The sequence below is a fragment of the Nocardia sp. NPDC050718 genome (genome assembly GCF_040654235.1).
Taxonomy (GTDB): Bacteria; Actinomycetota; Actinomycetes; order Mycobacteriales; family Mycobacteriaceae; genus Nocardia.
Window position 1 is genome coordinate 208,595 of the sequence record NZ_JBFAHQ010000007.1, and the last position, 13,013, is coordinate 221,607.

The 13,013-nt window shown below is 70.9% G+C and carries 13 protein-coding genes; 6 read left to right on the forward strand and 7 right to left on the reverse strand.

Annotated features, from left to right (window positions below):
* The first annotated feature begins 112 nt into the window (after positions 1 to 112).
* Entirely contained in the window at positions 113 to 424 is a 312-nt protein-coding gene (locus AB0H54_RS28290) for a pyrimidine/purine nucleoside phosphorylase (protein WP_218715933.1), read from the forward strand.
* A gap of 56 nt (positions 425 to 480) precedes the next feature.
* Here AB0H54_RS28290 and AB0H54_RS28295 read toward each other — a convergent pair whose 3' ends face one another.
* The gene (locus AB0H54_RS28295; RefSeq protein WP_357349374.1) at positions 481 to 1,473 is read right to left on the reverse strand and encodes an SDR family NAD(P)-dependent oxidoreductase; all 993 of its coding nucleotides are present in this window, start codon (positions 1,471 to 1,473) and stop codon (positions 481 to 483) included.
* Positions 1,474 to 1,543: 70 nt separating this feature from the next.
* Here AB0H54_RS28295 and AB0H54_RS28300 point away from each other — a divergent pair, with 70 nt between their 5' ends.
* The gene (locus AB0H54_RS28300; RefSeq protein WP_357349376.1) at positions 1,544 to 2,878 is read left to right on the forward strand and encodes a TIGR01777 family oxidoreductase; all 1,335 of its coding nucleotides are present in this window, start codon (positions 1,544 to 1,546) and stop codon (positions 2,876 to 2,878) included.
* Between the two features lies 1 nt (position 2,879).
* Here the strand turns inward: AB0H54_RS28300 and AB0H54_RS28305 are convergent, their stop codons facing one another.
* The 5 genes from AB0H54_RS28305 to AB0H54_RS28325 all read right to left on the reverse strand — a co-directional run bounded on the left by AB0H54_RS28305 (position 2,880) and on the right by AB0H54_RS28325 (position 7,501).
* The gene (locus AB0H54_RS28305; protein ID WP_357349378.1) at positions 2,880 to 4,124 is read right to left on the reverse strand and encodes a cyclopropane-fatty-acyl-phospholipid synthase family protein; all 1,245 of its coding nucleotides are present in this window, start codon (positions 4,122 to 4,124) and stop codon (positions 2,880 to 2,882) included.
* Positions 4,121 to 4,843 carry a DUF1365 domain-containing protein gene (locus tag AB0H54_RS28310; protein ID WP_357349380.1) on the reverse strand — a complete coding sequence of 241 codons (723 nt, stop codon included), beginning with the start codon at positions 4,841 to 4,843 and terminating at the stop codon, positions 4,121 to 4,123. Before AB0H54_RS28310 ends, AB0H54_RS28305 begins: the two co-directional genes overlap by 4 nt.
* Positions 4,840 to 6,153 (reverse strand): FAD-dependent oxidoreductase, encoded by a 1,314-nt coding sequence (locus AB0H54_RS28315; protein ID WP_357349381.1) that lies wholly within the window; start codon positions 6,151 to 6,153, stop codon positions 4,840 to 4,842. The genes AB0H54_RS28310 and AB0H54_RS28315 overlap by 4 nt, the downstream gene beginning before the upstream one ends.
* An 89-nt stretch (positions 6,154 to 6,242) precedes the next feature.
* Complete coding sequence (locus AB0H54_RS28320) at positions 6,243 to 7,085, reverse strand: MerR family transcriptional regulator (RefSeq protein ID WP_357349383.1); 843 nt, start codon at positions 7,083 to 7,085, stop codon at positions 6,243 to 6,245.
* A gap of 35 nt (positions 7,086 to 7,120) precedes the next feature.
* On the reverse strand, positions 7,121 to 7,501 hold the full coding sequence (locus tag AB0H54_RS28325; protein WP_357349385.1) for a hypothetical protein: 381 nt from the start codon (positions 7,499 to 7,501) through the stop codon (positions 7,121 to 7,123).
* A gap of 80 nt (positions 7,502 to 7,581) precedes the next feature.
* Between AB0H54_RS28325 and AB0H54_RS28330 the strand changes: the two genes are divergently transcribed.
* Both AB0H54_RS28330 and AB0H54_RS28335 read left to right on the forward strand, forming a co-directional pair.
* Positions 7,582 to 8,175 carry a lipocalin family protein gene (locus AB0H54_RS28330; protein ID WP_357349387.1) on the forward strand — a complete coding sequence of 198 codons (594 nt, stop codon included), beginning with the start codon at positions 7,582 to 7,584 and terminating at the stop codon, positions 8,173 to 8,175.
* Positions 8,172 to 9,494 (forward strand): deoxyribodipyrimidine photo-lyase, encoded by a 1,323-nt coding sequence (locus AB0H54_RS28335; RefSeq protein WP_357349389.1) that lies wholly within the window; start codon positions 8,172 to 8,174, stop codon positions 9,492 to 9,494. The genes AB0H54_RS28330 and AB0H54_RS28335 overlap by 4 nt, the downstream gene beginning before the upstream one ends.
* Before the next feature lie 5 nt (positions 9,495 to 9,499).
* On the opposite strand, the gene AB0H54_RS28340 is transcribed toward AB0H54_RS28335, so the two are convergent.
* Positions 9,500 to 9,946, reverse strand: coding sequence for a hypothetical protein (locus AB0H54_RS28340; RefSeq protein ID WP_357349391.1), 447 nt, complete (start codon positions 9,944 to 9,946; stop codon positions 9,500 to 9,502).
* Between the two features lie 602 nt (positions 9,947 to 10,548).
* On the opposite strand from AB0H54_RS28340, the gene AB0H54_RS28345 reads away from it, so the two are divergent.
* Both AB0H54_RS28345 and AB0H54_RS28350 read left to right on the forward strand, forming a co-directional pair.
* Positions 10,549 to 11,442, forward strand: coding sequence for a hypothetical protein (locus AB0H54_RS28345; RefSeq protein WP_357349392.1), 894 nt, complete (start codon positions 10,549 to 10,551; stop codon positions 11,440 to 11,442).
* A gap of 118 nt (positions 11,443 to 11,560) precedes the next feature.
* Positions 11,561 to 12,982, forward strand: coding sequence for a WGR domain-containing protein (locus AB0H54_RS28350; protein WP_357349394.1), 1,422 nt, complete (start codon positions 11,561 to 11,563; stop codon positions 12,980 to 12,982).
* Positions 12,983 to 13,013 lie beyond the last annotated feature (31 nt).

Genomic DNA, 13,013 nt, shown 5'->3' on the forward strand with positions numbered 1-13,013 from the left:
TATGACCGTCGCCCGCTCCGCGGAGTTAGTGGTGTCTGCGGGGGGGGGGGGGGGGGGGGGCCCGCCCCCCCCCGCCAGTAGACTAAGGGTCCCCTCACCCCCGGAAGGACCCATGTCGAAGTTCGAGAACGTCTCCGTCGTCAAGAAGGCCAATGTCTATTTCGACGGCAAGTGCGTCAGCCACAACATCGAGCTGCCCGACGGCACCTCGAAGTCCGTCGGCGTGATCCTGCCCGCCACCCTGACCTTCACCACCGGCGCCCCGGAGATCATGGAGCTCATCGAGGGTGAGGCGAAGGTGACCCTGCCCGGCGAGACCGAGCCGAAGGTCTTCCGTGGTGGCGAGTCGTTCTCGGTTCCCGGCAACAGCGCCTTCGACATCGAGGTCGTCGAGACCCTGCACTACGTCTGCCATTTCGGCTGATCGATCTGATAGGAAGGGCGGCGGTTCCGTGGAACCGCCGCCCTTCACCGTGTCGGTCAGGTGGACTCCGGCACGCCGATCATGGCCCGGCAGTCCCGCCACAGCGCGGCGGCCTCGGCCTCGGTGTAGCGGGTGCCGCGCCGCAGGTGCAGCGGGCGGATCCGGCGGTCGTGCCAGAACCGGCCCGAGGGCACCGGCCGTGCGGTGGCGGCGAGCCAGATCGCGGTGTCGGCGCCCTCGGCCGGAGTGCGCAGCAGCGGCCGGGTGACGCGGCGGAATCGGGGCAGCGCGTCGGCGATGCCGGGGGTGTCGACCCAGCCGGGGTGCACGGCGTGCACCCACGTCCGCTCGTCGGCGAGCTCGGCGGCCAGCAGGGGCGTGAGCGCGACCTGCATCCGTTTGGTGCGCGCGTAAGCCCGCGCGCCCCGGTATTCGCCGCGCCGGTAGTCGGGGTCGTCGGTCATCAGTGGCTGGGCGTACATCCCGCCGGAGGACATCAGCACCACCCGAGCCCCGTGCGCGGCCGCCAGCAGGGGACGGACCAGCTCGGTCAGCAGCAGCGGCCCGAGCACGTGGGTGGCGAAGGTGAGTTCGTGCCCGGTGCTCGTCTCCTGTCGCTGTGCCGGGAGCACGCCCGCGTTGTGCACCAGGACGTCGATCGGGGTCTCGCCGAGTTCGGCGGCGCAGCGCCGCACCGAATCGGGTTCGGCGACATCGCATTCCACCACCGTCACCGTGATCCCCGGATGCCGTCGGCGCAGTCCGGCCGCCGCGTCCTCGCCGCGCCGCGGGCTCCGAACGGCCAGCACGACCGAGGCTCCCAGCTCCGCCAATCCGTCCGCGACGGCCAGCCCGATGCCGCTGTTGGCCCCGGTGACCACGGCTCGCCGCCCGCGCAGCGCGTCGGGCGAAGGGTCGGGTTCCGGCCAAGTGCGCCGTCGCAGCGCGATCCCGAGCCTGCTATAGCCGGGAAGCACGGTCCGGTCCAGCGACGCGTCGACGAACGACGGCTCGAAGTTCGCATCGTTTTTCCCACTGTTCGTGCTCACTCTCCCAGAATACCGCGAGAAACGATGCACAAACGTTTCATCGATGGCGGATCGGGGCTAGAGTCGAGTGATGGGCATCGACTGTTCGATGGTTGTCTCCGCACCCCGCGACGAGGTCTTCGCCTGGTTCGCCCGGCCCGGCGCGTTCACCCGCCTGGCGCCGCCCTGGCAGCCGGTCCGGCTGCTCAGCGAGTCCGACGATTTGGCCCGGGGCGCCGCCGTGCTCGGTCTGCCGGGCGGCCTGCGCTGGGTCGCGCGACACGATCCGGCCGCCTACGACCCGCCCCACCGTTTCGCCGACGCGACCGCGGTCGAGGGCCTGGCCTCCGCACCGGTCGGCCGCCTGCTGCCGTGGCGGCACACCCACGACTTCACCGCCGTCGACGACACCCACACCCGCGTGGCCGACCACGTCGACACCCCACTCCCCGCCCGTCTGCTGCGCCCGATGTTCGACTACCGCTACCGCCAGCTCGCCGACGACCTCGCCGCCCACCGGCGCGCCGCCGAGGCGGGTTTCACCGCGCGCACCATCGCGGTCAGCGGCGCGACCGGCATGGTCGGCACGGCGCTGTGCGCGTTCCTGTCGACCGGCGGTCATCAGGTCGTCCGGCTCGTGCGCCACGCGCCGTCCGGTCCCGCCGAACGCCGCTGGGACCCGGCCGATCCCGCGCCGGACCTGCTCGACGGCGTCGACGCGGTGGTGCACCTGGCGGGCGCGCCGATCGCGGGCCGGTTCACCGAGGCGCACCGCCGCGCCATCGCCGACAGCCGGATCGGCCCGACCCAGGCGCTTGCCGAGACCGCGGCCCGCTGCGGCGTCGGCACCTTCGTCTCCGCTTCCGCCATCGGCTATTACGGCTACGACCGGGGCGACGAGATCCTCACCGAGACAGCCGATCCCGGTGACGGTTTCCTCGCCGAGGTGGTGACCGGCTGGGAGGCGGCGAGCGCGGCCGCCGGCGGCCGCGTGGTGCAGGTCCGCACCGGCATCGTCCAATCACCCACCGGCGGAACACTGCGGCTGCTGCGCCCCCTGTTCACGGCGGGTCTGGGCGGCCGGATCGGCGACGGCACCCAGTGGCTGTCCTGGATCGGTCTCGACGATCTGCTCGACATCTATCACCGTGCGCTCTGGGATGATTCGCTCGTCGGCCCGGTCAACGCGGTCGCCCCCGATCCGGTCCGCAACAGCGACTACACCGAGGTGCTGGCCCGGGTCCTGCACCGGCCCGCCCTGCTCCCGGTCCCGTCGTTCGGCCCGGCGCTGCTGCTGGGCGAGCAGGGCGCGCGGGAGCTGGCCGCGGCGAGTCAGCGAGTATCCCCGGCCCGATTGGCCGCGGCGGGCCACATCTTCCGCGGCCCCGACCTCGAACAGACGCTGCGTCACCTGCTCGGTCGCTGACTCACCCCCGCGCGAGGACGAACTGCCCGACGTCGAGATACCCCGACCGGAAGCCCGCCTCCGAGTACGCCAGATACAACCGCCACATCCGCACGAACGTCTCGTCGAACCCGAGCCCGCCGACCTCCGTCCGCGCGTTCTCGAACCGTTCCCGCCACATCCGCAGGGTCCGTGCGTACTGCGCGCCCATCGAGAACTCCTCGCGCACACACAGATCCGTCGCCCGCGCGACGGATGCCTCGATCGCCCGCACCGACGGCAGGAATCCACCGGGGAAGATGTACTTCTGAATCCAGGTGTAGGTGTGCCGGGTGGCGAGCATGCGCTCGTGCGGCATGGTGATGGCCTGGATCGCGGCCCGGCCGCCCGGCGCGAGCACCCGGCCGATGGTCGCGAAATAGGTGTCGAGGTACTCGTAGCCGACCGCCTCGATCATCTCCACCGAGACCACGGCGTCGTAGGTGCCGCGCACGCTGCGGTAGTCGAGCAGGTCGACCCGCACCCGCTCCGTCAGTCCGGCCGCCGCCACCCGTTCCAGCGCCGCCGTCCGCTGTTCGGTCGACAGCGTCACGGTGTGCACGCGTGCGCCGCGCGCGGCCGCCCGGACCGCGAGTTCACCCCAGCCGGTGCCGATTTCGAGCAGCCGGGTGCCGGAGCGCACGTGCGCGCGGTCGAGCAGGCGGTCGATCTTGGCGCGCTGGGCGGTGGCGAGATCGGCGGCCGGATCGGCGAACAGCGCGGCCGAATAGGTCATGGTCTCGTCGAGGAACAGCCCGAAGAAGTCGTTGGACAGGTCGTAGTGCCGGGCGATGTTGCCGCGCGTGTTGGCCTCGGAATTGCGTTCGGCGGCCGGATGTCCGGCGACGTAGAGGCGGCGCAGCCGGGCCAGCGACCGTGGCACCAGCTCGTCGATGTGGGCGGCGAGCACGGTCAGCACGCCGACGAGATCGGGCGCGTCCCAGTCGCCTGCCATGTACGACTCACCGAAACCGATGAGCCCGGCCGCGCCGACCCGGGCGGCGAAGTCGCCGGGCCGGTGCAGCACCAGGCACGGCACCCCGGTGGGCGCGCCGACGACGGTGCCGTCGGGATAGCGCACCGCCAGCGGCAGCCGCCGGGTCAGGCGGCGCACCAGCGGATCGACCGCCATCGCCGACACACACGCCCGCAGCCCGCGCGGCACGGCCAGGTCCCACCGATCATGCTCCGGCACAGCGGGATTCGCGGTGGTGTCCACGGTCGTCATCGGAGCGCCTCCTCGGGCACGGCCACCGGACGCGGCACGACAGGCAGTCCCCGCGCCCAGAGCCGCACGCCCTGCCAGCGGATACGCGCGGCCACGAGCAGCGGCGGGATCGGATCGGTCAGCACGGCGCGCAGGATCGCGCCGGTGGTGGCGGGCACGCAGCGGCCCACGACGGTGGCGGCGAAGATCGGCCGGTCGGTCACCAGGGTGATCGACACCCGCAGCGCCGCATCCGGCTCGGGCACGCGCAGCCGGTACTCCCCCGCCACCGGGTTGAACGGCGAGACGTAGAACTCCTTGCCGACCCGGGCGCGACCGTCGTCGTCGGGCCGCAGCAGGTAGCGGTGCGCGCCGCCGTAGGTGTTGCGCACCTCGGCGATCACGCACACCGGCGCGCCGGTGTGGTCGCGGCACCAGTACAGCGTCAGCGGATCGAAGACGTACCCGAAGGCGCGCGCGCCTGCCAGCATGAGCACTCGCCCACCCCGCAGGTCGATGTCCTCGGTGGCCAGGTACCTGTCGACGGCGGCGCGCAGTGATCCACCGCGTTCGCCCAGGTGGTCGCCCGCGTCGAAACCCGCGAACGGCCGCAGCCACCACGGAAATCGGGGCATGTGGTCCAGATCGACCAGCCAGCTGTGCCCGCGATAGCGGAAGGTGTGCCGGATCGGCGCCAGCCGGGTGTGCCGGATGTCGGTGCGGATCAGGCGGGCGCTCATGTGGCCGCCACCAGCTCGGGTACCGGTCCCGTCCAGCGTCCGCCGAGCCGCTCGGCGGCGCGCAGGCCCGACAGCGCGCCGTCCTCGTGGAATCCCCACCCGTGGTAGGCGCCCGCGAAGGCCGTTCGGGCACAGCCGAGTTCGCCTGTCCGAGCGCGGGCGGCCACCGATTCCGGAGTGTAGAGCGGGTGTTCGTAGGTCATGGTCTCGAGCACCGCGCCGGGATCGATGCGGTCGCCGTCGCCCAGGGTCACCAGGAAGCGCCGGTCGCCGGTGTCGTCGAGGCGCTGGAGCCTGGTGAGGTCGTAGGTGACCAGGACGCGGTCGGGCTCGGCGGCGCAGGCGGGCAGGCGGTAGTTCCAGGACGCACGGGCGCCGGGAGCGCGCGGCAGCAGGCGGGAATCGGTGTGCAGGACGGTGTGATTCACCGAGTAGGGCATCGCCGCGAGGATGCCGCGTTCGGCGGCGGTCGGTTCGGCGAGCAGGGCCAGGGCCTCGTGGGGATGGGTCGCGACGACCGCGGCGTCGAAGTCGTCGACACCGTCGTCGGCGGTGCGGACGGTGACCCCGTCCGGATGCCGATGCAGTGCCCGGACCGGGGTGGCGACTTGGACCCGGTGCAGGCGCTCGGCGACCGCGGCGACATAGGTCGCCGATCCGCCGGTGACCGTGCGCCAGGTGGGTGAGCCGAACACCGTCAGCATGCCGTGATGGTCGAGGAAGGTGAACAGGTAGCGGGCCGGGTAGCGCAGCGCGGTGCGCGGATCGCAGGACCAGACCGCCGCGATGAGCGGCGCCAGGAAGTGGGTGCGGAAGTAGGTGGAGAATCCGCCGTCGGCCAGGAATTCGGCCACCGTGCGTTCGGTCGCCGCGCTCGTGGCGAGTTCGGCGCGGGCCAGGCGGTGGAATCGCGGCACCTCGGCGAGCAGCCGCAGATACCGGCCCCGGACCAGCTGCCCGGGGCGCGGGAACAGTCCCGGCAGCCCGCGCGCCCCGGCGTATTCGAGACCGCAGCCGTCACAGCGCACCGAAAGGCTCATGTCGGTCTCCCCGGTGACGATGCCGAGTTCGCCGAACAGCCGCCGCAGCGTCGGGTAGGTGCGGTCGTTGTGCACGATGAATCCGGTGTCCACGCCGAGGGTTTCGCCGTTGCCCGCGACCACGCGGTGCGTGTCGGCGTGCCCGCCGAGACGGCCCTGCGCCTCGTAGAGCGTGACCTCGGCCGAGCGGGCGAGCACCCAGGCGGCCGTGAGCCCCGCGACTCCGCTGCCGATCACCGCTACCCGGCGTTGCCCATTCGATGCGTGCATGCGATTCCTCCGGTCGTCCCCGGACTACGGGCGGCCGATCCACCCGATTTGAATCAATTATGCATCGTTTGATGCGCGGCGGCCAGCCGTCAGCGCAACGCCTCGACCGCGCCAGCGAGCGAGGCGATCCGCGCGACCGACGGCGGCAGCAGCGCCACGTCCCAGCCGGGGCCGCCGACGCAGACCCGCGCGCCCGCGTCGAGACCGGCCAGCACGGCCGAGGTCAGCGCCGTCGATTCCCGCTGCGACCACAGCAGCAACGAGGTGGGTCCGGCGGGTCGGGCCAGCGCGCCGACCAGCGCGATCGTCGGCACATCGGCGCCCAGCATCCGGGCGCCGACGCCCTGCTCGGCCAGTGCCGCGCGCAGCACTTCCAGCGGCAGCGAATGGGTCTCCCCGCCGGTGCAGGCGAGGACGACGGTCCGGTCGGCGACCACCGGCGCGGTCTGCACCCGCTGCATCACCGCCGCGATCGACCACGACAGCAGATGCTCGACATCGATGCAGTTCTCCCCCACACCCTGACGCGCCACGATGTCGGCGAAGGCCGGGCGGCACAGCTCGTCCCAGGTGCGGATCACCCCGAAGGCGCGCACATGCGCCTCGACCAGGTCGACCGAGATCGAGGAATCCAGCGCGAACGCGGCATCGATCAGCTCGGCACGGTTGCCCGCGAGTACCGCGGGCCCCCGCGCGGCCGCCGCGGCGCCGGCCGGGCTCGCGCCGTCGCGGATCAGCGTCACCATGCGCTCGAGCAGGGCGATATCGGCTTCGGTGTAGAGCCGGTGCCGGCCGGGACGGTCTTGCGCGGGCCCGATGGCGTAGCGGCGATTCCAGCTGCGCAGGGTGGCGGTCGGGATGCCGAGACGATCCGCGACCGCGCGCACTGTGTACCCGGCCGCGTCGGAGACAGGGGCGGAACCGGCGGGCATCGTCCTATTCTGACCGATGCCACCGCGCCCGCGTGTCACGGCCGTGTGGCGGCGGGTCGCGGCGGCCAGGCCAGCGCCGTGCTCACCGCCCCGAACAGGCCCCAGACCAGCGGCACCGCGATCGCGGTCCGGCGCAGGCGTGGTTCGACCGCCGCGCCCAGGACCAGCGCGTCGGCGAGGTCGGCCGCGATGCGCACCCCCGCGGCGGCGCGCGCGACGCGGGCGTCCGGCGCCAGCACCATGGCCGCGCCGGAGATCGCGTCCCGGCACCCGACCATCCGGGCCAGCGCCCGACTGCCCGCCCGATCCGACTCCCATCCACACGGCCGCAACAGCACCTCCGGGCGTGCGGCCACACTCACGCCATAGGCGGCGGTCGCCAGACCGAGCAGACGGAACGGCCACTCCCGTTTCATCGGGAACTCCTCTCGCCGGATGAATCAATTATGCATCGTTTATTGATAGTCTGTCAGTACCAACGATCCGAGGAGTTCCCGTGCGCATCGCCCGTTCCTCCGTTCCGCTACTCGCCTGCGCGGCGGCGGCCGCCGTGGCGCTGGTCCCGGCCGCCGCCTCCGCCGCGCCCCCGGCGCCCGTGCCGTCACTCGACGTCGAGCGATATCTGGGCGTCTGGCATCAGCTGGCCGCGATCCCGGCCCCGTTCAGCCTCGACTGCGCCGGTGACACCACCGCCACCTACACCCTCGACGACGCCGGCGACGTCGGCGTCTACAACCGCTGCCGCACCTGGTCGGGCGGCACCGCCGAGATCCGGGGCACCGCGACGGTGACCGATCCCGTCACCAACGCCCAGCTGCACGTCTCCTTCCCCGGCGTGCCCGGCCAGGATCAGCGCACCGGCGCCCCCAACTACATCGTCACCGCGCTCGGCCCGGACTACTCCTGGGCGGTCGTCACCGACCCCAGCCGTCTGTCCGGCTTCGTGCTGTCCCGCACCCCCGCGGTCGACGCCGCCACCTGGAACGACATCGACGCCGCGATCGTGGCCGCGGGCCAGAACACCTGTATCTACCTGACCACCCCGACCACCGGCGGCCGCTCCGACATCACCCCGCTGTGCGCCCGATGAGCGTCGCGATCGCGCTGTTCACCCGCGCCCTGCGCACCGCCGACAACCCGGTCCTCACCGCCGCGCACCGCGAGAGCGACGCCGTGATCCCGGTCTTCGTCGTCGACGACCGCATCGTCCCGGACCGCTGCCCACCCAATCGCGCCGTCTTCCTCGCCTCCGCCCTGGCCGAACTCGACGAACGCCTGCGCGGCATCGGCGGCAGACTCGTGGTGCGCCACGGCGAGGTGACCGAGGAACTCGCCCGCCTCGTCGCCGAGACCGGTGCGGGCGCGGTGCATCTCGCCGAGGACGTCAGCGCCTACTCCACCCGTCGCGAACGGGCCCTGCGCGAGCGCCTCGCCGGGACCGACTGCGTGGTGCGCACCCACAGCGCGGTCGTCACCGCCGCCGACCCCGCCGTCCTCACCCCCGCCACCGGCCGCGACCACTACGCCGTGTTCACACCGTATTTCCGGCGCTGGGTCGACGCCCACCAGCGCCACCCGCTCGGCACTCCGCGCAACCTGTCGGTGCCCGACGTGGCAAGTGATCCCCTGCCGACACCCGGAGACCTGTCGACCGGCGACCCGTCCCCGAACTGCCCGCGCGGCGGCGAGATCAGCGGCCGGGTCCTGCTGCGCAAGTGGCTCGCGGGCCCGATCGCGGACTACGCCGACCGCAACGACGACCTCGCCGCCGACGCCACCTCCCACCTCTCCCCGCACCTACACTTCGGCTGCCTGTCCCCCGTCGAGATCGTGCACCGCACCGACCTGTCCGACCCGGGCGGCCACGCCTTCGCCCGCCAGCTCGCCTGGCGCGACTTCCACCACCAGCTCCTCTCGGCCCGCCCCGACACCGCCTGGACCAGCTACCGCCCCGGCCCGTTCGCCGTGCGCACCGACCCCGACGCCGTCACCGCCTGGAAACAAGGCCGCACCGGCTACCCGATCATCGACGCCGCCATGCGCCAGCTCGTCACCGACGGCTGGCTCCCCGGCCGCGCCCGCCTGATCACCGCCTCCTTCTTCGCCAAATCCCTGCGCCTGGACTGGCGCATCGGCGCCGCCCACTTCCTGCACTGGCTCGTCGACGCCGACCTCGCCAACAACCAGCTCAACTGGCAGTGGGCCGCGGGCACCGGCACCGACACCCGCCCCAACCGCACCCTCAACCCCCTCCGCCAAGCCGACCGCTACGACCCCGACGGCACCTACACCCGCACCTGGCTCCCCGAACTAGCCCACCTCCCCGGCCCCACCATCCACCGCCCTTGGCGCGCCGAGATCTCCCACGCCGTCTATCCCCCACCGCTGCTCGACGTCGCGGGCATGTGACGGCGTCAATCTCGGTCGACCGCGGAATCCCTGTCGACCGAGAGGAACTGGGCAACAGTGGGCGAGAGCTTCATCCCGAACGGGTCGTATTTGTCGAGCACGTCCTCGGCGATCTGATCCCCCTCACGTGTCGCGTTCTCGTACGCTTTGACCGCCTTGTTCCAACGCTCGAACGCAGCCTGTCGCGACGACCCGACCGCCTGCCCCACCTGCGCCCAGGTCGCGCCCGCGATACGTGCGGCCGCCACGGCTGCACTGAGATCAGCGACGTTGGCGCGGTGCCGAATCCGGAGCTTGGTGAGTTCCAGCTCCGAGACCTGTTCTGGCGACGCGAAATCAGCCGCACCGGATTCCGAGAGCAGCGCCCGAGCCAACCGATCGCACTGCGCCACGAAAATCAGATTCAGCTCGGACGCCACCTTCGCAATCTGCTCGTCGGAGGGCTTATCCACACCGAACCTCCCCGTCGCATCCCCGACATGACACACGTCAAGAAAGCCTTGACACAGCTAACCCTACCGTGAGCAAAGCGCGCGTGATTTACATTTCAGCCGTGATTGACAGGTCATTCGCTCGAGCTGGTCGCACCATCGACCACCCAACACCGTAGTGCAAGTGTGACATTGATTACATACCAGGTAGGAACTTTGATCTTGATTCCCTCGATCTTCACAACCTTCGCGGGCCGCCACCTGCGCTTCGCTTCACCGAGCGAGGAAGCTCGCATCGAACCCGATCTGGAACACACTAGTTATTGACTCGTGATCTTGTCGGAGCGGCGCGCTACAGTTCTGGACTGCGGCGTTGCGACCAGCAATCGAATCTTCCCCGAGGGGAATTCGGCACGAGGACGATGGCCGTGTTCCGCCCCGGGCAAGGGGGCGGAACACGGGTGATGGCAGTTCGCGGCGGCGTGCTCGGTGTTCAGCTATCCACGACGAAGTACTGCCGTGTCGACGATATCGGTTGGGCTGTGTTCGATCAATCGAACACGTGTGGTATCGGCTCCGCGGTAGTGCCTCGTGGTGATCTCTCGACAGAAAGGTCCAACCCGGTGCATCACAACGATGCAGGCCGCACCTCCGCCGAATCCGCCATCTGCTCGGAACCTTTTCGTGCAGAACTCCTTTCACTCATGCTCGATGCCGTCAGGGGCCCCGCCGAGCTCGGCTTCGCGGTGCGACTGCTGCACGAGGGCACCCCGACCGACCCCGCGGAGATCGCCGCGACCTCCGGCGTCTCCTTCGCGTTGATCCAGATGCTGCTGGGCGGCGGCGAGATAGCGCTGCCCAAGCTCGATTTCGTCCGACTGGTCTGTGCCATGGGTGCCGCCGATGCCGAGCCCTGGAAGCGGGCCTGGGATCAGGCTGCCCGGTATCGTCCAGCTCCGACCGTGTTCGTTCCGGCGTCACCGCTGCCCGTGGGCGACGTCGTCCGAGACAGTGTCGACGAGTCGGCCACGTACGCTCCCAGCGAGAGCCGCCAGTTCCTCGAGCAGTTCCGGTGCCAAGCGCTGACCCAGTCCAGCAAGACTTTTCACGTGGCTTTGTACTTCACCATCGCCACCGCGGTGATGATGCTGGCCAGCGCCGCCGTCACACTCTACGACGTGCATTCCGGCGCACCCGGCGTGGCGACATCGGCGACGGTGTCGACTATCAGCCTCCTACTGACCACATTCGGTGGCGTCATCACCACCCGTGCGAGCAAGGCCCGCGCCCACCTGGCGCGACAGGCAGAGCAAGTCGAGCAGTCCTTGCGGGCCGACCGTGCCTTCCTGAACGCCCAGATTCTCCTGGCTCAGGTCGAGGACCCTCGCCTTCGCGATGAACTGAACCGGGCCGCCGTCGTCGTCGCACTCGGCCAGTCCGCGTCGGCGACATCGGACGCGTCGCCGATTGTCCCGCTGACACCGGTCCGACCTCCCGCACGGGGACGACGAAGCTGACTCCCGGTTCACCCCGTGACCCGCGTCAACGCGCGGGATCCACGGAGGGTGTCCGCGATGTCGGTGTGCCTTGCTACTTTTCGCTCGTTCGAAAGACGCACGAGCTCAGCGAGGATCCATGACGACCGCCGAAACCACCTACCTGGAACTGTCCGACGACACCGGTTCCTCGCACAAGTTCTACGAGGTGATCGTCACCGGCACCCAGGTCAACATCCGCTTCGGCCGGATCGGGGAACAGGGTCAGTCCAAGGCGAGCTCGTTCGCCACGGCGGAGAAGGCGAAGTCAGCCGCACAGAAGAAGATCGGCGAGAAGGTCCGCAAGGGGTACGCGCCCGCGGTGATGGGCGGGCGGCAGCGCCGCGCGGTGACGCGACGGGTGATCACCAGCCAGCGCTCGACCGCCAAGAGCGCTCCGGTCCTGTGGCGCTTCGACTCCGGCGCGGCCGCGTTCGGCATCTTCGTCGACGAGCAGCGCTGCTGGGTCGGCAACGAGAACGGCGAGGTCTACACCCTCACCCCCGACGGCGTGGTGACCAACCGCTACCAGCTGCCCGACGGCGTGAAATGCCTGGTGGCCGACGACTTCTGGATCTACGCGGGCTGCGACGACGGCCGGGTCTACGACCTGTCGGGCAAGGTCCCGCGCGCCGCCTACGACGTCTCGGCCACCGACGTCTACTGGCTCGACATCCACGACGGCATCCTCGCCGCCTCCGACGCCGCGGGCGGGCTGACCGTCATCGACCACGAGGAGGAATCCCTGTGGTCGGCCCGCAGCACCGGCTCCTCCGGCTGGATGGTGCGCCTCGACCCGACCGGCGTCTACCACGGCCACAGCGCCGGTGTCACCAAGTACCACCTGGAAACCGGTGCCACCCAATGGCATTCGCCGACCAACGGCTCGGTCCTGTTCGGCTGGCAGGAGACCTCCGACGTCTACGCGGGCACCTCGGCCAACCGCGTCGAGGAGATCACCAAGCAGGGCGTCACCACCCGCGCCTACCAGTGCGACGCCGCCGTCTTCTCCTGCGCCGCCTCCCCCGACGGCCGCTACGTCTTCGCCGGCGACTCGCACTCCTCGGTCTACTGCTTCGACGCCACCGGCACCCGCCTGTGGAAGCTGGCCACCGGCTGCGGTTCGGCGTACTCCATGCAGTACCACGACGAGAAGCTGTACCTGGTCACCACGTCCGGCGCGCTGGCCTGCCTCGACGTGAGCGAATCCGCCGTCCGCGACGCCGACCAGGGCGTGCTCCCCAGCACCGTCTCGGTCAAGGCCCCCGAGATCTCGGCGGTCACCGCCTCCAGCACCCTCGAGGTCACCGCCGACGCGGGCACCGGCATCGTCGTCGAATGCGTCGAGCACGGCGGCTCGCTGCGCGTGCACGTCGTCAGCCCCGGCTACGAACGCGGCTGGAACGTCCAGTTCCCCCGCGACATCCGCCAGGCGGGCACCCGCTACGTCGTCGACGCCGTCACCGAATCCGCCCGCGGCGGCTTCTACCGCGTCCGCGGCGACATCCGCCGCCTGAGCTGATCGCGGTGCCGGTCGGCGGAACCGCGGGGTT

Excerpts from the sequence above, each read along its gene's own strand:
- AB0H54_RS28290 (WP_218715933.1), top strand. The coding sequence starts at position 113 with ATGTCGAAGTTCGAGAACGTCTCCGTCGTCAAGAAGGCCAATGTCTAT.
- AB0H54_RS28300 (WP_357349376.1), top strand. The coding sequence starts at position 1,544 with ATGGGCATCGACTGTTCGATGGTTGTCTCCGCACCCCGCGACGAGGTC.
- AB0H54_RS28305 (WP_357349378.1), bottom strand. The coding sequence starts at position 4,124 with ATGACGACCGTGGACACCACCGCGAATCCCGCTGTGCCGGAGCATGAT.
- AB0H54_RS28310 (WP_357349380.1), bottom strand. The coding sequence starts at position 4,843 with ATGAGCGCCCGCCTGATCCGCACCGACATCCGGCACACCCGGCTGGCG.
- AB0H54_RS28315 (WP_357349381.1), bottom strand. The coding sequence starts at position 6,153 with ATGCACGCATCGAATGGGCAACGCCGGGTAGCGGTGATCGGCAGCGGA.
- AB0H54_RS28320 (WP_357349383.1), bottom strand. The coding sequence starts at position 7,085 with ATGCCCGCCGGTTCCGCCCCTGTCTCCGACGCGGCCGGGTACACAGTG.
- AB0H54_RS28325 (WP_357349385.1), bottom strand. The coding sequence starts at position 7,501 with ATGAAACGGGAGTGGCCGTTCCGTCTGCTCGGTCTGGCGACCGCCGCC.
- AB0H54_RS28335 (WP_357349389.1), top strand. The coding sequence starts at position 8,172 with ATGAGCGTCGCGATCGCGCTGTTCACCCGCGCCCTGCGCACCGCCGAC.
- AB0H54_RS28350 (WP_357349394.1), top strand. The coding sequence starts at position 11,561 with ATGACGACCGCCGAAACCACCTACCTGGAACTGTCCGACGACACCGGT.